20 protein-coding genes and 1 tRNA gene are annotated in these 17,887 nt (G+C 37.0%); 14 read left to right on the top strand and 7 right to left on the bottom strand.

What is annotated here, in order from left to right:
• Positions 1-99 precede the first annotated feature (99 nt).
• Both V4596_03785 and V4596_03780 read left to right on the top strand, forming a co-directional pair.
• Positions 100-795, top strand: a complete 696-nt coding sequence (locus V4596_03785) for a DUF4423 domain-containing protein (GenBank protein MES2768244.1) — start codon at positions 100-102, stop codon at positions 793-795.
• A gap of 11 nt (positions 796-806) precedes the next feature.
• Positions 807-1,223 (top strand): hypothetical protein, encoded by a 417-nt coding sequence (locus V4596_03780; GenBank protein ID MES2768243.1) that lies wholly within the window; start codon positions 807-809, stop codon positions 1,221-1,223.
• A gap of 5 nt (positions 1,224-1,228) precedes the next feature.
• On the opposite strand, the gene V4596_03775 is transcribed toward V4596_03780, so the two are convergent.
• A complete protein-coding gene (locus V4596_03775) occupies positions 1,229-2,266 on the bottom strand; it encodes an HNH endonuclease signature motif containing protein (GenBank protein ID MES2768242.1) in 1,038 nt (345 codons plus the stop codon).
• A gap of 557 nt (positions 2,267-2,823) precedes the next feature.
• On the opposite strand from V4596_03775, the gene V4596_03770 reads away from it, so the two are divergent.
• From V4596_03770 to V4596_03745, 6 genes are all read left to right on the top strand, one after another.
• Positions 2,824-3,465 (top strand): MotA/TolQ/ExbB proton channel family protein, encoded by a 642-nt coding sequence (locus V4596_03770; protein ID MES2768241.1) that lies wholly within the window; start codon positions 2,824-2,826, stop codon positions 3,463-3,465.
• 11 nt (positions 3,466-3,476) lie between these two features.
• Positions 3,477-3,944: a biopolymer transporter ExbD gene (locus V4596_03765; GenBank protein MES2768240.1), complete on the top strand. Its 468-nt coding sequence runs from the start codon at positions 3,477-3,479 to the stop codon at positions 3,942-3,944.
• The gene (locus V4596_03760; GenBank protein ID MES2768239.1) at positions 3,941-4,519 is read left to right on the top strand and encodes a biopolymer transporter ExbD; all 579 of its coding nucleotides are present in this window, start codon (positions 3,941-3,943) and stop codon (positions 4,517-4,519) included. Before V4596_03765 ends, V4596_03760 begins: the two co-directional genes overlap by 4 nt.
• A gap of 321 nt (positions 4,520-4,840) precedes the next feature.
• Complete coding sequence (locus tag V4596_03755) at positions 4,841-5,398, top strand: hypothetical protein (protein ID MES2768238.1); 558 nt, start codon at positions 4,841-4,843, stop codon at positions 5,396-5,398.
• 10 nt (positions 5,399-5,408) lie between these two features.
• Positions 5,409-6,275 (top strand): hypothetical protein, encoded by an 867-nt coding sequence (locus V4596_03750; GenBank protein ID MES2768237.1) that lies wholly within the window; start codon positions 5,409-5,411, stop codon positions 6,273-6,275.
• Between the two features lie 51 nt (positions 6,276-6,326).
• Positions 6,327-7,283, top strand: coding sequence for a hypothetical protein (locus V4596_03745; protein MES2768236.1), 957 nt, complete (start codon positions 6,327-6,329; stop codon positions 7,281-7,283).
• Here V4596_03745 and V4596_03740 read toward each other — a convergent pair.
• The 3 genes from V4596_03740 to V4596_03730 all read right to left on the bottom strand — a co-directional run bounded on the left by V4596_03740 (position 7,280) and on the right by V4596_03730 (position 10,903).
• Positions 7,280-7,558 carry a hypothetical protein gene (locus tag V4596_03740; protein ID MES2768235.1) on the bottom strand — a complete coding sequence of 93 codons (279 nt, stop codon included), beginning with the start codon at positions 7,556-7,558 and terminating at the stop codon, positions 7,280-7,282. The genes V4596_03745 and V4596_03740 overlap by 4 nt on opposite strands.
• Before the next feature lie 101 nt (positions 7,559-7,659).
• Positions 7,660-9,303 (bottom strand): vWA domain-containing protein, encoded by a 1,644-nt coding sequence (locus tag V4596_03735; protein ID MES2768234.1) that lies wholly within the window; start codon positions 9,301-9,303, stop codon positions 7,660-7,662.
• 331 nt (positions 9,304-9,634) lie between these two features.
• Positions 9,635-10,903 carry a CCA tRNA nucleotidyltransferase gene (locus V4596_03730; protein MES2768233.1) on the bottom strand — a complete coding sequence of 423 codons (1,269 nt, stop codon included), beginning with the start codon at positions 10,901-10,903 and terminating at the stop codon, positions 9,635-9,637.
• Between the two features lie 81 nt (positions 10,904-10,984).
• On the opposite strand from V4596_03730, the gene V4596_03725 reads away from it, so the two are divergent.
• The 3 genes from V4596_03725 to queG are packed head-to-tail and all read left to right on the top strand — an operon-like array spanning position 10,985 to position 12,720.
• Positions 10,985-11,302 (top strand): nucleotidyltransferase domain-containing protein, encoded by a 318-nt coding sequence (locus V4596_03725; protein MES2768232.1) that lies wholly within the window; start codon positions 10,985-10,987, stop codon positions 11,300-11,302.
• Entirely contained in the window at positions 11,295-11,681 is a 387-nt protein-coding gene (locus V4596_03720) for a HEPN domain-containing protein (protein ID MES2768231.1), read from the top strand. Before V4596_03725 ends, V4596_03720 begins: the two co-directional genes overlap by 8 nt.
• Positions 11,674-12,720 (top strand): tRNA epoxyqueuosine(34) reductase QueG, encoded by a 1,047-nt coding sequence (gene queG / locus V4596_03715; protein ID MES2768230.1) that lies wholly within the window; start codon positions 11,674-11,676, stop codon positions 12,718-12,720. The genes V4596_03720 and queG overlap by 8 nt, the downstream gene beginning before the upstream one ends.
• 180 nt (positions 12,721-12,900) lie before the next feature.
• Here queG and V4596_03710 read toward each other — a convergent pair whose 3' ends face one another.
• Together V4596_03710 and V4596_03705 are read right to left on the bottom strand one after the other, a co-directional pair.
• Positions 12,901-13,899 (bottom strand): polysaccharide deacetylase family protein, encoded by a 999-nt coding sequence (locus V4596_03710; GenBank protein MES2768229.1) that lies wholly within the window; start codon positions 13,897-13,899, stop codon positions 12,901-12,903.
• Between the two features lie 111 nt (positions 13,900-14,010).
• On the bottom strand, positions 14,011-14,457 hold the full coding sequence (locus V4596_03705) for a hypothetical protein (protein ID MES2768228.1): 447 nt from the start codon (positions 14,455-14,457) through the stop codon (positions 14,011-14,013).
• A gap of 23 nt (positions 14,458-14,480) precedes the next feature.
• Between V4596_03705 and V4596_03700 the strand changes: the two genes are divergently transcribed.
• Both V4596_03700 and V4596_03695 read left to right on the top strand, forming a co-directional pair.
• Entirely contained in the window at positions 14,481-15,587 is a 1,107-nt protein-coding gene (locus V4596_03700; protein MES2768227.1) for a hypothetical protein, read from the top strand.
• Between the two features lie 3 nt (positions 15,588-15,590).
• A complete protein-coding gene (locus V4596_03695; GenBank protein MES2768226.1) occupies positions 15,591-16,547 on the top strand; it encodes a formimidoylglutamase in 957 nt (318 codons plus the stop codon).
• On the opposite strand, the gene V4596_03690 is transcribed toward V4596_03695, so the two are convergent.
• Positions 16,539-17,618 (bottom strand): S8 family serine peptidase, encoded by a 1,080-nt coding sequence (locus tag V4596_03690; protein MES2768225.1) that lies wholly within the window; start codon positions 17,616-17,618, stop codon positions 16,539-16,541. The two genes, V4596_03695 and V4596_03690, sit on opposite strands and share 9 nt — an antisense overlap.
• Before the next feature lie 188 nt (positions 17,619-17,806).
• On the opposite strand from V4596_03690, the gene V4596_03685 reads away from it, so the two are divergent.
• Positions 17,807-17,883: transfer RNA gene (locus V4596_03685), tRNA-Asp, on the top strand.
• Positions 17,884-17,887 lie beyond the last annotated feature (4 nt).

Here is a 17,887-nt window from a genome sequence, read left to right as displayed (position 1 = left end):
TAAAAGTATTCTATGGAAAAGCAATGCGTAGGAAAAGTATACAGAAGATATCTTCGCGAAGAGTTTCATCTCAGAACAAAGAAGAATGCTAATTATTCCTTGAGAGCTTTTGCTCGCCAATTGGATGTATCCCCTGCAATTTTATCTCTTGTATTGAATGGTAAAAAGTCAGTTACCCTTAATCTTATTGAGAAAACAGGATTAAAACTAGATTTGTCTTTACAAGATATAGGAGATCATCAGTTAGATCTAATTAGAGAAAAATCTGGACTTTCAGTAAATCATAAATCTTATGATCAAATAAGTGAGGATCGGTTCAATCTCATTCAAGACTGGTATCATTATGCAATATTGAATCTGATGAGGACAAAGAATTTTGTACCTTCCGCAAAATGGATTTCCAAAAGATTATCCATACCTCTTATGGAGGTTCAATCTGCTATTGAGAGATTGCAGCGTGTAAATTTATTAAAGATAAGTAAAAACAAGTGGGAAGACCTTTCAAATAAATTTACTACTCATGTGAATGACGAAAGAACTTCTGAGGCCAGAAAAAGAAATCAAATTCAATTTTTAGAAAAATCGGTATCTTCTATAAAAAATATTAAGCTCGAAGAAAGAGATAATTCTGGACTTACCCTGGCAATTAAAACTAAAGATATCAATAAAATGAAAAAACTGATTTCTAGATTTAGAAAACAATTTCACGAACAATTTGACACGATAAAAGATGGAGATGAAGTTTATCAATTAAGTGTCGCTTTATTTCCTTTGACAGATCTTACGAAAAAATAAAAAGAGGATACATGAATTTAAAATTCTTAGTTTTCGCGACAACATTGCTTTTTTCATGCTTCGCTTTATCCGGGAATGAGGGAAATGGTAGCGGAGGACTTCCGATATGCGGAGACATCAATGTCTATTTGCAATTGGACTCTGACGCACCAGCGGAATGTCCTGAATCAGAAGTGCAGGCTCAGTACACTTTAAAATTATGTATGTATGGCCAAAGTGAAATTACAAGAAACACTGGCCCCGCTCAAAATTTATTAAAAAATAATACTACCTGGATTGCCCAAAATATCATTAATTTCGACCAACAATCTAAGGAAGAAGATTCTCTAGAAATAAATTTAAAAATAAATAGATTTATGTATAAGAAAAAATTTAACCTCGCTGAGAATGAAATTATGTATTGCTCAGGAAAAATCCAGAGACTTTAATTCATTCAAGTTTTGCTTTTAAAATATTGCTGCATCTTTTGGAATCCAAACTTTTCGATGGCAGCTCTTTGGTTGTGCGTTCTGCAAAGTAGCCTGAGATTTTGAATTGCGGTCTCCCCTCCCATTGCTAGTGGTATGATGTGGTCGTATTCGAGAAACTTGTTTGAGTTGCAGTTCTTGTGAGTGCACTGGCCTTTGTCTCTCTTGTAGACGGCTTGCTTTATCGCGGAGAGGATGTATCTTGGACTGACGCCCTTCCTTGGTTGTCGATTCTTGAGACTCGAGGCATCCAGTCTCGACCCTGCGGGCTTGGTCTCAAGAATATTTTTACTTTGTTGATGTGTTGCTTTTTGTGCAGTTGTCTTTTTTAATACCGGCACCGGTAGTGATTCGATTTTGGTTTTTCTCATCTCTATTCTTTTTATTTTTTCTATGGGATCAATCTTTTTAATGACGATCTCTGCCATTGCTTCTATCAATTCTTGATCTGTCATATTTGGATTCTTGTGGGACATGAGAGCTTTAATCTTATCTAGCTTTGAGATGAGATCTTTATTTAGAACCACCTTAAGTTCGGTCTTATCAATGGTTAATTCTCTTCTTCTTTCTTGAGGCACACTTTGAGGAGAAATTGTGATGAGTTCTTTTATACATTCTCTTGTGGATTTATTCTCTAGTTTTTCTAAAACCTCTTTCTTTTCTACTAAGTTATAGCTCTTCCCGGATTTTGCTTCATTTCTAAAAAAGCTTTGTGCTTGAGATATGGAAGTTAAGTTTAATTCTCCTGAGATGATCTTTTGTTCTATCTCTGGGATCAGTTTCAGGGCTCTCATGGTATCGATTCTTCTTTGAGCACTAGAAGCAGAATACTTTAGAACTCTCACGCAATATTCAAACAATGAAGGGTGATCCTTAGAATAAAGCCTTCTTCTTTCTAATTCTGCTAATTTATGAAGAACAATAATTTTATGATGAGTTTCATCAGCGACAGATTGTTTAAGTGATATTTCTAGATCGGCATCTGATAAGTTTCTAAAGTTCATGCGTTTCTCCTTTGAATGAAGAAGAACATATCATATGTTTTAAGAATTCAATTTTTAGCGATTTTGAAAAGCGAAAGCGTAATTGATAAAATGGATTTACGCTTTCTTATCTGTCTTAGATTGTAACGATTGAATAAAATCATAAAAACCAAAGGAAAGAAAAAGTAAATTCAACTCAAGCCTCCTAATCAACCAAGAAACTCGTCAATAAATTTCTGAAAAATTTTTAAATAACGCAATTGCGACACATAAAGGTGCAGGGCACTTTTTGGATATTGACGTAATGACAGTGCGAAAAACTAAGGGGTACCTTTTCATATTCATATGCCGGCGCTGGCAGTGAAAGAGGTTGAAGATTCGACTTGGGGACGCCCAAGTCAATGGCTCTCTGTCGTTGCGGTGAAGTAACTTTAAGAGTCATTTTTTCTTAATAGCCTTTGGTCTAGTTTGGATTTTTGCACCTGACCTATCTCCTCTACACTCTTAAAATAATCTTAAGTAAACAAGGTATTTAGTGGTAATCCGTAACCGCTACTACCATTCAGTGGGGATAACAAATGTTACAAACTCTTATTCAGCAGTATAAAGCCGGTGGTATGACGATGAACCTTATTCTCATTATTGGTGGGATGGGAGTTTGGATTTTTATTGAAAGATTTGCGGCTCTCAAAGCTGCCGGTCGTATTGATAAAGACGAAGTTCTCAGCACGGTAAATTCATATATTCTTCAAGGACAAATTGATAAAGCCATTTCGGTTTGCTCGCAGGTAAAAAGTCCTCTGACAAACATCATCAACGCCGGATTAGTTGCCGTAAAAAATGGAAAGGGCGATGAACAAGTTCAAACTGCGATGGATGCTGTAGCGCTTAGAGAAATTCCAAAAATTGAAAAAAGAATTTCGCTTCTTTCTACAATTGCAAACCTTGCAACTCTTGCAGGTCTTCTTGGAACGATCATTGGTATGATCGGTGCCTTCGCCGGTGTGGCCAACGCTGCTCCTGCAGAAAAAGCTGCGATTCTTGCCGCAAAAATTTCTATGTCCATGAACTGTACAGGTTTTGGACTAGTATTTGCCGTTCCTCTACTCGGAATCTACGGATGGTTCAACTCTTGGGCAATTTCAATCGTGGATGATATCCACGAAGCGTCCGTGGCTACATTGAACTTTATTCTTTCAAACAGAGACAAAATTAAGTAAGGGGTTACGACGTGGGTGCTGGTGGTGGTCAAGACGATCTTAATTTAGTTCCATTTATCGATTTATTCTCGGTACTGATCTGTTTTTTGATTATGACAGCGGTATGGAATCAAATCGAAGCGCTCTCTACAAACGTAGACAATGTCACAAGCTCTGATAACGCCGCTTCAGCGGAAAATCCAAACAAGAAAAAAGAAACTCTCACGGTTACTGTCTTAAAAGATAGAATGGAAATGGCCGAAAGTGTTTCTATTGGTGCACGCAGTTTAAGAGAGAAAAATTACAAAATCGCAAATCTCGGCCCCGATGTAGATCTGGATAAAATGCAAAGAGTTTTAACAGACTGGAAAAAAAGATACCCAGAAAAAAAAGACGTTATCGTAAACACCGACAATCAAGTTCTCTACAAAAAACTAATTCAGGTCTTCGATGCTTTGGTGGGCGCAGGATATCCTGACGTAGGGATCAATACCCAATGAAATATTTAAAAGGTCATCACTCAAGAGTTATCAGTCCTCCTGGATATCATATCCATCCCCAATATGATCTTCACTTCCTAAGACACAAAAGGCATATGAGTCATAAGAGCACTTTCAATGATTCATTGAATTTAACTGCGATGATCGATATGTTCTCGATCCTGGTAGTATTTTTGATTATGAATTTCTCTTCTACTGGAGAGATCTTTTTTATTTCAAAAGATATTAAACTTCCTCAGGCCAATCACGCTCGCCCTATCGAGAACGCTCCTCTCATTTCTATTGTGGGCAACACGATCACATTGGAAGCTGAAAAATTGGGTGAAAACCCGGTATATCTAGAAGAAAAAGATGCAAATCTCCCAAGACTGAAAAGCAAACTTCAACAAATGCGAATCATGGCTGAAACCGTAAATCCCGGTCAACCTTTCAAAGGACAAGTGAATGTACAAGCGGATACGAACACCCCAGTGATTTATATCAAGCGCGTGATGAATACTTTGATTTCTGAGGGATGGACAGGTGTAAATTTCGCAGTGACGGATGCCGCTACTTCACAACCTTCTGGTCAGTGATATTATATCTTACCTCAACATCTGCTCGAGAGTAAGACACAAAGAAAACGAGAATCATAACTAAAGCAATTAACCATCTATTCATGATTTGATTATATAGAAATCCTCTTAGGAAAGCTAATAATCCAAATATTATGAAGATAATGACAAATAATGTTGTAAAAGTGTTGCAAGAATTTGGGCTCTTAAAGGGCACTAAAATTTATGCTATTGACACACTAGTGACACTTAAACGCATGAGTATTGCAGTTAGTGAAGGCATATAAATTGCAAATATTGTCCTTCGGTGAAAAGAACTCTAATTATTTAAAAGGATAGTTTATGAAAAAAGTTTTACGAATTTTTATTACAATTGCATTGACGTTAAGCTCTCTTAGCTTGAAGGCGCAAGAACAAATAAGCAGCACCTTAAAAGAATATTATCTGAGCATGCCGGCTTCAGTCTTAAGAGGTGAAATAGAGAAATTAGAAGCTGAGTCTGATATTCTTTTGGAAAGAGAGAAGCTTTTAAATGATTTCTTGCGTGGTAAATATCAAATTTTTCCACGTTATAATAATAAAATGATAGTTGGTGGGATTATAATAATTGCCGGTAGCGTAATTATATTGCCCAATTTGCCTCACTTTACGAAAAAAGGAGAGGGTTTAAAAGGAATTATATTAGGAATGTATGGAGCTGCTGCTGGCGCTATAATTACTTTTGCGGGAGGTCTTAGTAAACTCTTATATGAAACTGATACCTCTGAATTCTTAGCCGAAATAGATGCTAGCAATAAAGAACAGCGCTTGGCTCTAAGATCATACATCTTAGAAGAAAAATCCAATAACTATGCTAAAAGACTTTTGATTCAAGAAATAATAAATTCTAAATTAAAATAGGATATTTTTTTTGAAAAAATTAATAATTATTTTTGTTTTATTTATTTCAAATGTAGCTAGTGCGAGCAATATCTGCGCTAGCTTATTTCAAATTAATTTGCTGATAAAGTTAGAAGAAGTAAATAATTCAAATAATAATTATATAGCAGAAGCTACTATTGAAAGTAAAATTTTAAGCCTCAAAAAGAGAAAACAAAAACAAATCAAGAGAATTTTGGAAAGAGTTCAAACCGAAGGAGTGAGCTCTCAAAGAGAGCTCTACAATGTTTCAAATGAAATAATAATTTTATTATCAGGAAATAGAGACTTAATTGATAGGTATTTTTTCAAGAGCAAAGATGAGCGTAAAAAAGAATCAATACGATTTCAAGTTCAACAGCAATTAATGCAAAAAGGTCTAGAGGGATTTTTAAAAGAAAATTCTAAAAACTTTAAAGTTAATTTGTGGATACAGACAAAATTAGCTATTAGGAAACTACTTAATTCTCAATTTTTTAATTGGTACCAGTTACCATGGATGTTGCCTAGATTTAGAGACAAACAATTGTCTGAAGAACTATTACAAAAAATAATCTGGTCAGGAATCGATGCCAATAAATTAGAGATTCAGAAGCACTATGAGTTACAATCATATAAAGAATTTTATGCTTCAATGCGCAGATTGTACGCAGGAGCTTTTTTAGGAATGTCTTTAATCTATACTTATAATGGCGCATTAGATTATATACAAAAACAAAATATAACTGAGCAAGATTTAAAAGTCACAGAAGACCTCGCTTTCGAAAAAGCAACAGACAGCTTTATTGCTTTAATGAACAGAGAGCCTAATAACGAAGAACTAACCCAAATTAAAAAAATAATTTATACTACGAAGTGATAATTCACTGTAGTTCAACTAACTGAGAAAATTTAAGCTTTGGAGTCTTTTATGAAAATAATTCTACTAGTATTTTTAAGTATGAGTTTTACCTTCTCTAATTATGTTTTAGCTAAAAATTCTTGTGAAAGTTTATTCAGTTCAAAAAATACTCTGGTCAGTAGAGATGTGTTGTTAGATCTAACAAAGAAAATCGATATTTTGACATGGAAAATTGAAAAGCTTGAAAGGGCGATTAAGAATAATAATTTGGAAGTGCATGGTAATTTAGAACAACCCAATGTAAGAATTGCGCTCGGTAACTTAAAAAAAGCTGAAAGATCTCTTTTTTCTCCAATATATCGTCTCACTGGAAGAAAATCGAAATTAGAAGAGATTGCGGAACAAACAATGAATCTCGATGTCTTAAGACAATTACGCAGACAGTATAAAGATGAATATAAAAAACAAAGACATAAAATCGCCTCTAAAGATGAAGCGATGGCCTTAGAAAAATTAAATCTAAAAACCCAATTAGACATTATTTCTTTAATTAGCAAAGACCAAGCAGAGAAAAATAATGAAATTAAATTCAACGAAGAAACAGTAACTATTTTAGAATGGAAAGGCAGAAGAAATCCGAAACATCCTTTTTTACTTTTAGAGCAAATAAATCCGGAAAAGGGACTTGCGCAATTTAAAATAGCATTTAATCTGAATGAACAAAAAAGACCTTTAAACTATATTTTGGTCTATGATTACTTCAGTGATAAAATTATTTTTCAAGGCATTGAAACTACAGGGTCTTCGAGAAAAGTTATTCCTAAACAATTCTTATATGATGGAGAAATACCATATTACATTACATATGGACAACTTAATCCTAGACAAAATGATTCAATATTCCCTGCTTTGATTTTGATTAACGGCATATCCACAAATCATGGCAATGACTACAACCGCGACGTAGACTACGGTGGTAGCACCACTCATTCGAGTCCTGGTGACAGCTATGGTAATGATTATTAGTATTTCACGCCAGGAGCTGGCTGGGGAAGCTCTTCAGCCACTTCGGATCTGAAGTTGGTTCTGAATTTTACGTAGTTCTGAAGCTCGTTCTTTTCGCGGGATAAGATCACTAAGCGGTCATCGTTGATCAGCTCCCCTTTGACATCGATATCATCAAGGTCAAGACGAGCCTGCGCACGAGCTGGACTGATCTGAGTGAAGTAAATAGCTAGAATCAAAAATCCTACTACGATCACAAACAATGTATAAATTTTTGAGGTTGCCTTTCTACTCATACAATAATGATATCGGAAAATTCTAAAAAACTAAATAGAAAAAAATCAATCGAACTAAATCTAGTCCGATTGATTTTTTTAATTACTTCATGAATAAAAATTTATTCATCTATTTTTTTATAAATTTCATAGAGACTAAAAACAGAATCTTTCACTTGGAGTCCTGCGGCAGTGCCCACGGCTCCATTGTAAGTTTTGTCTACGTAAAGATTTTGAAAGCTATGCATGTACATGCCTTTGCCATTTGGATCTTTGAACTTGGTTTGCATAAAATAAACCATAACCGTATTTTGGTTCGATTTGCGTCGCGCTTTAGGATGAACATCAGCATCTTTCACATCCAACACGTCGTAAAGTGGTAACGATGACTGTTGGTACGTAAAGCACGATCTGCCATTATCGATTCCAATTGGTGCGATATTGACATCGTAACCCTTTGAATTTGCATCGGGCTCCAGCGGATTACGGTGCTGTTGCACTTGTCTGAAGGCAGAAGTTCCTTCGTTATCCCAGTCTTTGTCGACTCTATTGTCCAAAGCCCATCCAAAATGTTTTCTGAAGACTACAGCATCTAGACCATCAATGATCCCGTCATTGTCTGTGTCTGGATCTTTTGGATTTCCATGCTTCCAAACGATATCCTTGTACTCTGTTCCGATTGGAGTTTGGTTTGCGACAATATTTTCCTCACACTCATTAAGAAGATCGTTATCAAGATCTTCTAACAGTTTGGGGTCGTTACAGTTTGGAAGAATAGTTTTCCCTTGGATTTCTGCCAAGATAAAGTAGTCAGAATATCCTTTGTTAACAAGTACACCTTCGGCATTCTTTTGCGGAGTAGATCTTCTCACTGGATCAAGACCGTAGAAAACCTCGTCAAGATCGCATACGCCATCGGCATCTGAATCTGCTGCATATTTGTATCCCGCTCTTTCACAGATTGCCGAGTTTAAATTATAAACAAAGAAGGCATCATTTTTTAATATCCATGCTTCCTTCTGAGGTCCAGGTGGAGTCAATTCATCAAAATTTAAGGTATCCGTGTTGTTAAATTCTAAAAACTTACCATTACCAGCCTCAGCCATAGCTCTCAATTTGTTTGGATCACCTTGTCCACCATAATAGGCCGAGCTAAAAAATACTTTGCCAGCCTTAAGGCCAACCAGATTTTGCACTCTACGAACAAGGCCTGCTGTTGAAGTATCACCTCTATTTGGCTCTCCATCTGTCAGAAAAAATACAATATAATTATCGTCACGTTTATTTTGCGCCATATCCAGAGCTATGGCTTCCGTCGCCATATCTATAGTGTCTGAATAGTTAGTCGAGCCACTGTGACTTTCTTTTTTCATTCTTTCTATGCCAGGATTAATGATTGTTGGATCATTCGTAAATATTGGTTCTTGATTATTTGTTTCATAGATCATGGCTTTTGGATCATCATCGAACCCAATTGATCCCCAACGAACATAAGGCATTGCCTTCTTTTCTTCATAGAATGCTAGAGCTTTTTTTACTCTTGTTTTTTTACTGTCCGTCTGACCATTACTTCCGGAATAATCGATAATGAATAAATAGTTTGTGTAGGCCAATTTCTCTTCCGGATTGTAGGTACAAAACGATCCCTTGGAAACTGCGTTGGACGTTGAAGGCGCTATTTTACTTAAATTAACGTCGGAACATCTCGCTGTACAAAGTGCGATCAGTATTAGTAAGCTTAGATTAAGGTAGAGTCTATTAGACATAAATCCCCCGATATATAGTCTTGTCGAGCAAACTTTGATCCATGTTAAGTCCAGCCTAGTCCAGAATTCTCGACTTAAATTGAGTTAAAATGTCTAAAGAATAAATGCGTAAAAAAGATAAACAGAAACTCACTATTAATGACCTAAAGCTTTGAAAATGAGAGTGAAATGGTTACCAATGACGAAGGAATTGGGGCTACAGGCCGGAAAAAATAAAACCCTCATCTTCGAGGGCTTTTCTATGGATAAGTCCGCTACTAACTGGACTTATTAATTGGATACTTATGTCTCGTCGAGTAGAGAGAAATACTTTAGTCCCTAAAACAAAGATCTAGAAACTCTGTGCTTTGGTCCAGACGATGAGCTTCTCCTTGTCTGTAATTTTATTTTCGAGCTGATGGTAGTACACAGACTTTAAAATCTTTTTGAATTGAGGTCCCTGTTTCAAACCGAGATCCATTAGATCATTTCCATTTAAAAGCGGTTCTGGTAATTCTTTATATTGGTTTTTAAGTTTTATAATACGATCGAGACTCTGGAATTCCTGAGGAGAATGCGGGAGTTCGGCGTAGTAGCTCAAGAACTGCCTTCCATCTTTAGAAAAAATAAACTCTAATACTTCACCATTTCTATAGCTAGAGAAGGTCTCCATCCATTTGAGGCGGTCAAAGTTATACATTATAGAATCTACGAACTTCCCCGAGAATTTGTAGTCTTTCAAGAATACCTCAATGGCAGACAAAGAATTAAAGGTGTTCTCAAAATAAGGATGAAAAAACAAACTCCACTTTGTAATTTCATCTAGCTCTTTGTGGTTCTTTAATAGCTGAACTGATTTCTCAAATCTTAGATCTAAATCTTTAAAATGCTTAAAACTATCGAATAGCACTTCGTTCAAGTGACTTTCTTTGAAATATTTTAAACCCCTAATAAGGGCTTTGGAATTCATCATTTTGGTGACCTCTTGATGAATCCTTTCTTTCGAAACGACCGTGATTTCTTTTCGCTTCTTTTGAATGGCCTTAAAAGTTTGTTCTTCGATTTCAAAGTCCAGTTGCGCCGAGAACCTGATCGCACGGAGCATTCTCAATTTGTCTTCTTCAAAGCGCTTCATGGGATCGCCGACAGCTTTTAGGATTTTGAGTTTTAAATCATTTTGGCCTTCAACGAAGTCATAAAGTTTATTTTCTAAGGGATCGTAAAACATGGCATTTACTGTGAAGTCGCGCCTCAAAGCATCTTCTTCTGGAGTTGTGAAGTTGACTTCCTCAGGACGTCTTCCGTCCTTGTACTCACCGTCACTTCGGAAGGTTGCAATTTCGATTTGGAAGTTGGAGTTGTTGGCATCTTTGAGTGGAACCATTATGATGCCAAATTGCTCACCGATATCTAGAGATCCTGGAAATATTCTTTGAACATCCCGAGGTTTAGCATCAGTTGCGACATCAAAGTCCTTAGCCGGGATTCCCAACAGATAATCCCTTACGCAACCACCTGCAAGCCATGCCGTGTATCCATTCTTTTTCAAAAGGTTACAAACCTCTAAAACCTTTGGATATTGTGGATGCCCAGAAAATCTTGTGAGATCAAAGTTGCTCATGGATAATATCTTGATATCATTAATATAATTTGTAAACAGTTTAAGTTGTTTTTGAGTTGAGAATACGTTAAAAATATTTTTGTGCAAAACGAAGATCTAATTCTCAATCAAATAGTTCAAATCATAAAGAAGCAGTTGGCTCCTTCTAAGATTTACTTATTCGGATCTAGAGCTCGCGGGGATCACAGTGATCATAGCGATTATGACATTCTTATTATAGTAGACGAAGTCACAGGCAGAAGATCTGAACTCATTGGTAACTTACATTTATCAACATTTGATGTCCCTGCAAGTATTGATTTTTTAATTTATACTCAAAAAGAATTTGATGAATGGAAAACTGAATTTGGAGCAATTCCTTACGAATGCGTACAAGAAGGAATTGAGCTTAATGTCTAAGATGGTCCAGGAATGGTTAAAAATAGCCAGAACAGAATTAAACACAGCAAAAGTTCTTTCTTCTTTGGGAATTGAGCACGCAAATATCGTATTGTTTTTAAGTCAGCAAGTAGCTGAGAAATCAATTAAAGCATATCTGGTTTTTTTAAGAAAAAAAATTAAAAAAACTCATGATATTAATGAATTAACTAGAGATATTAATGTTCATGATGATAGTTTAAAAAACTTGCTAGATGGCGCACATTTTTTAACTCAGTATGCGGCTAAATTCCGATACCCACAACTTGTAGAGCAAAACTTAACTGGTGAAGAAGTTTCTAAAGCATTGAAAATTGCCGAAGATGTATATAAAAATATTCTTCAAAAAATAAATGAGTAATTCTCATAACGTCTCCAGCTTAAAGCAAACATTCGAAGAAAATGGTTTTGATCACTACGGCTGGACCACGCTCGAAAAGCCTATGAGTATGGCCTTCTACAAATCTTGGGTAGAGCAAAACTACCATGCGGATATGGATTATTTAAAACGGCATATAGAAATTAAAGAAACACCTCAACTATTACTCAAAAAGGCTCAGACCTCTTTCGTTTTTGGAAAAGAGTATTATTCAAAGCAAGATGAAGCGTTTCCATTAAAACATTTGAAAGTCGCTTCTTATGCGAAACAAGAAGATTATCATGTTTGGTTTCAAAAAGAACTCGATGATTTATGTAAAATACTTAAAGTAAAATATCCAGAACATGAGTTCGTAGCCTTCACCGATTCTAAGCCCGTGCTCGAAAGAGACCTTGCATATCGCGCAGGCCTAGGTTGGGTAGGAAAGAACACGTGTTTGATCAACGAGAAGAAAGGATCGTTTTTCTTTATCGGAGAGATTTACTCAACCTTGGAAGTTAAAGCAAAACTTGATGTTCACCCCGATCGTTGTGGGACTTGCACAAGGTGCATTGATATTTGCCCTACCAACGCTTTGGTTGAGCCGAGAGTTTTGGATTCCAACAAATGCATTTCTTACTGGACCATAGAATCTAAAAAGACCCCACCCCTCGAACTCCGGGATAAATTTGAAGGTTGGTATTATGGTTGCGATCTTTGCCAAACAGTTTGTCCGTGGAATCAGAAGATATATAAAGAAACTCTTAAGGTCTCTAACGACCTAGACCCTATTAAAAACCGCAATGAACTGATTGCTGAAATTAAAAGCATCCTCTGTTTAGATACTCAAAGCATAAAAACTTTTTTTAATAACACGCCCATGAACCGCGCAAAACCCTGGGCACACAAAAGAAACGCAATCCTCATCAGCGTTCATTACGACTTAAAAGAATTGAAACAAGATCTATTGAATCTAAGAAACGATGAAACTTTGCCGGACTTTTCTCAAGAGCTTATTGAGTGGGCAATTCAAAAAATGTGATTAAAAAAAGAGCTGGTCTAGTTCTTTAAAATTTAGAAAGCTTCTTTGACTGGAATTCTTCTCATGCGTAGACTTATAAAAGTAAGTTTCACAAGTAGCCCGTAGGTACTTCTGAATGGTGGTTTAAAAGCCTGGTTTCTTGTTTAAATAAAACAGAAAACCAGGCTTTTTTTTGCTCTCTTACTGAGGTTCGTAAACCACGGTGCTGTAACCTGAATTTGCGAGAGTATTCAGATACTCCGGTAAAATCGCCGATGTCTGTGGCTGCACATCATGGAATAAAACAATCCCTCTGCCCGTCTTTGTTGTTTGTTCAAGAGCGTATTTTAATAAAACATCTGGATCTTTGTATTTCCAATCCAGAGTGTCTACATTCCAGAAAAAATCAGAAATATTATTTTCGCTTAAATAAGCTCTAAGAGCTTTTGTTCTCGCACCATAGGGAAATCTAAAGAATGGATCTACTCCACTCAATATGCTTTTTACTATATCAAATGTTTGATCAATTTCTTTTTTAGCAGAATCAAAACTCAATTTATCCAAACTTGCATGAGTCATTGAGTGACCGCCAATAGCATGTCCAAGGGAAGCAGTTTTTTCGACCAGCGTTGGATATTTTTTGACGTTTCTACCCACCACGAAAAAATTCGCCTTAATATTATAATCCTCTAAGATCTTTAATACTCTTTCCGTATTGCTCTCATGAGGTCCATCATCGAAAGTAAGATTGATAACTTTGGCTGGCAGTTGTTTTTCAGCAGGCAGAGAGTAGGCTTTGTCTAAAATAATTTTAGCTGATTCCATTTTAGCAAGAGGTAATAATTTAATTAATGAATTAATTTTGATACGGTATATAGATCCATTTCTATAATTCTCATAAAAATCACTAATTCTTTGGCTTACAGGTACTGCACACGGAACTTCAGATCTTATTCCATCGATTACATCATTGAGATAAATCAATTCATTATCTGACATATGCGAAAGAGACTCACAAAATTCTAGAGGATTTTCTTTATATTTTTTTAAAGTTTTAACAATTCCAGGCTCTACAGTTTCTTCTATATACTCGTGAAAGGTTCTCGCTGCCTCAAGACCCGATCTGATATCATTAGCTATTAATGCATTTGAATACTGAGAGTAAGCAAGTAGAACGGAAAGAATTAGATATTTGAACATGATTCCCCCCTAGATTCGAAAAGTATGTCTTTGTCTTGGTGGTTAGACAATTCGAGACTTTAAATTGGAAGGGATTTCAAAAAGACTTTTGAAAAAAAGTGAGATGAAAAATCAGTCAAAGAAACTTTTGATCTTATTGTGGCTGTAAGTCAAGATTCTCAAGAGGTCACCCTTAACAAATAAGTCATCCGCAAGGGTTCCTAGAACGCCGTAAGGAAGCTTATACTCCATAATACTGGTTAAGAGCGTAGCCTTCTCCCCATGCTCCTCAAAAAGAATGGTATTTGTCCATTCATCAAAAAAACTTGTTTGGGATTTTTCAACAATCGTGCTGCCTTTAATGCAGTTTTCAATATTTACCGCGAAAGCATAGCTCATACCATACCTTGTGATCTTAAAGTTATAGATCACACCAGTTTTTAGCTCGCCAGGCACAGAAGTTAGCTCTAAACTTATGTCAGGTGGCATAATGCGTGGACGTTTGCGATAGTCTGATAGAAAATCAAAAAGATCGTTTTTTGAAACCGGTATTACGCTAGAATGCTGAACGTGAGCCATGGACATAAAGTATAGGAATTTTTATGAATACGCAAACCCTGACTGAGAGATTATTTAACCAACCAACTGCTCCATTTAGAGAGTCTTTTGTGCTCGCTGAAATCAAATCCATTTTAGAAGAAAACAAAATTCCCTACTTCGAAGATTCCGTAGGCCAAATCATCGCCGGCGTTTCAAGTGCACAAAAATTAAAGTCCAAGGACCATGTTGCATTTTTTGCACACACAGATCATCCAGGCTTTATCATCCATGAAAAAATATCTGCCTATAAATATAAAGCCACTTGGTATGGCGGAGCCCCTTTCCACCAAATGGAAGGAAAACTGGTAAGAATTTTCTCTGACGTGACCTCAGAGAAGTTTTATAAAGGCACAATCAGAAATTTCGATCTTAAAGGAAATCACCGAGAAGGTATTCCTTTCGAAATTGAAACGACAAAAGAATTAAACGAAAAAGCCGTCAAAACAAAAAATTATTTTGGAGCCTTTAACTTTGAAGGTTTTAAATACCGCAATGGGTATGTCCATACCAAATGCGCCGATGATCTTGCCGGTTGTGTGATGGCCATTGGAGCTTTAATTGACGTTAAGAAATTAAAAGTCCCCGCCATTGCAGTTTTCACCAGAGCTGAAGAGGTGGGATTTGTAGGATGTCTTCATATGATCAAATCCAAAGTGATTCCCATGAACACAATGGTCGTGTCCCTTGAAGCTTCAAGAACTTTGCCAGGAGCACTTTTAGGTGAAGGCCCCGTAATTCGATTGGGTGATGCCTCAACGCTGTTTGATTCTAACTTCTCACTCTTTATCCAAAAGCAAGCGCAAGCCCTAAAAGCCAAAGATCAAAAGTTCAAATTCCAAAAGAGAATTATGGACGGTGGATCTTGCGAAGCCACTGCTCTATCGCAATTTGGTTACAAAACAATGGGACTCGCCGTTCCTCTTAAGAATTATCATAACCAAGGCGTAAAAGGTCCTGCTCCTGAGATCATCCACTTGGATGATGCGGAAAATGGAAGAAGATTACTTGCAGAAGTTGCAAAGAACCTGAAAATATTCAAAACTGTAGGTCCTGATCTTCAGAAAAGACTTATGGTAAATCTTAAAAATCTAAATAAGATGTTGGAATAATATATGTTCAAAAACTTCGTTCCCAACAAAACATTTTTTACAAGAGACAATCCTCAAGATTTAAGACTCGGAGATTTTGCGAGAAGTCTTACTGAAGTCACAGATCTTAAAGATTCTGTTGTCATCTTGGGATACCCTGACGACGAAGGCATTCTAAATAACAAGGGCAGACCTGGAGCAAAAGACGCTCCTAAGATCATCCGAGAAAATTTCTACAAGATGACTCCCCACCTTTTGAAAAACATAGACTCAAAGATCTATGATCTTGGAGATTTAAAAATTGAAGGAACACTGGAAGACCGTCACGAGAAAGCGCAAAGTGCCCTTGAAGATCTTTTAAAGCAAACCCGAGTGATCACTTTGGGTGGCGGTCATGATTACGGATATCCTGATGGCGCAGCATTTTTGGAAGTGTTCCAAAAAAAATCAGACAAAGAGCAAAAGCCTTTGATTATAAACTTTGATGCTCACTTGGATGTCAGACCACACAAAGATAATATCACTAGCGGAACACCTTTCTATAGATTGCTATCGAAATACCGATCTGAGCTTGAAGTGGAATTTGATTTTCTAGAGATCGGTATCCAATCTCATTGCAACAGCAGATATCATCTTGAATGGGCACAATCCAAAGACGCTCATATTCTTTCTTACGATGAAATTCTATATTCTGGAGTTTCTGCACATATAAAAATCCTAGAATTCCTGGAGCCGTTCTTGCTCAAGAAAAGAGCTTGTTACTTGAGTGTCGATATTGATGGGTTTTCAAATGCCTATGCGCCGGGATGCAGTCAGAGTTTTGCGACTGGTTTTGATCCAGAAAATTTCTTTACAGTTTTCAAAGTTTTACGTGAAAGACTGGATGTAAAGCTTCTAGGTATTTACGAAGTCTCACCACCTCTTGATCAGGATAATAAGACTTCGAAATTAGCTGCTCAAATTATGTTTGAATCACTTTAAGTTTAAATACTCGAGCATCGCAGAGACATTCGGTAAATTACCAATGCGTTTTTCCTTTGTCATCGGTCCCTGCGAAGTGCCTGTTGCACGCAAAGCTTCACGCATTTTTGTAGGTGTTATAACCACGCCTTGAGCTTCCGCAATAGAACTCACCACAGCCACCGCTCCGGCCACAATCGGAGTAGCGCTAGAAGTGCCATTGAATCTCTGAGTATAAGCACGAGGACTTCCGTCATTGAATAAATCCCCGTAGCCAATCGTAGTTACCATTTCACCAAATCCAAAGGCATCTACTCTTGAACCGTAATTCGAGAATCCAAGTCTTTCTTTACTCTGAGCGCTACCTGCGCCCACCATGATGCAACCTGAATCACGAAGCTTTAAATCAAAGGCTCCACCATAAACGGGAGAGTCAAAGTTAGAACCGCCATTGCCAGCAGCCTCCACGCAATGAATTCCTGCATCCGTGGCTTTTTTGAGTTCATTAAAAATCGGTTCCCAATATTCCACTGCCGTATATTTTCGGCTGTCAGGTCCCACCATGTGTTGCTCGATGACCAATACATCTCCAGCTTCCAGTTTGGATATTGCTGCTTTAATCGCTTCATTGATCCCATCAATGTAGGGTTGATCAACATCGTCTTGCGCGCCTTCTTTGAATCCGATGAATCCCATTTCGGCCGCATGAGCAATGCCTATTATTCCCATTGAATTGGGTTGGCCAGCCAAGACACCTAACACTGCCGAGCCATGATTCAGGTCAATCGAGGGAAAATTGCTCGGACTAAAGAAAAATGCAGCGAGATCTTCGTGCTTTTGTTCGTAACCAATTTCAATATCAATGATTTTTACATTTTCTCCGGTACCGCCTGCGAGTGACCAAGCAGAGCGCGCCCCGATTCCTTGAGGAGCATCTTCGAGATAAAATTGTTTGCTGGTAAAATCAGGAGTGGCTGCGTTTCCACTCAAGACCTGCGGAACCATTATTCCTGTATCAAAAATTGGCAATGCTGCCGTCGCGCTTTCAAAAATTAAAAAAATGCTAAGTGATAGAATAATAAATGATTTCATAAACCCCTCCCCAGAGATGCTTACTTATACAGACAACAAATAAAAATATGCAATAAAATGTATGGTTTGATACTTTTCATAGCAATGTTAGCGTCGCGTCAACCGCAAAACATTCTTGAACAAAGTGACCTAAAAGCCTTATATATTTGTCTTCTATTTAATTATAGATCGACTATTTCATCTTTTGCGGGGTGGTAGTTAAGTTGGTTATAACGCCGCCCTGTCACGGCGGAGGCCGCGGGTTCGAGTCCCGTCCACCCCGCCAATTT

It is taken from the genome of Bdellovibrionota bacterium, from assembly GCA_040386775.1.
GTDB lineage: Bacteria > Bdellovibrionota > Bdellovibrionia > Bdellovibrionales > JAEYZS01 > JAEYZS01.
This window is presented reverse-complemented; position numbering and strand designations above follow the sequence as displayed.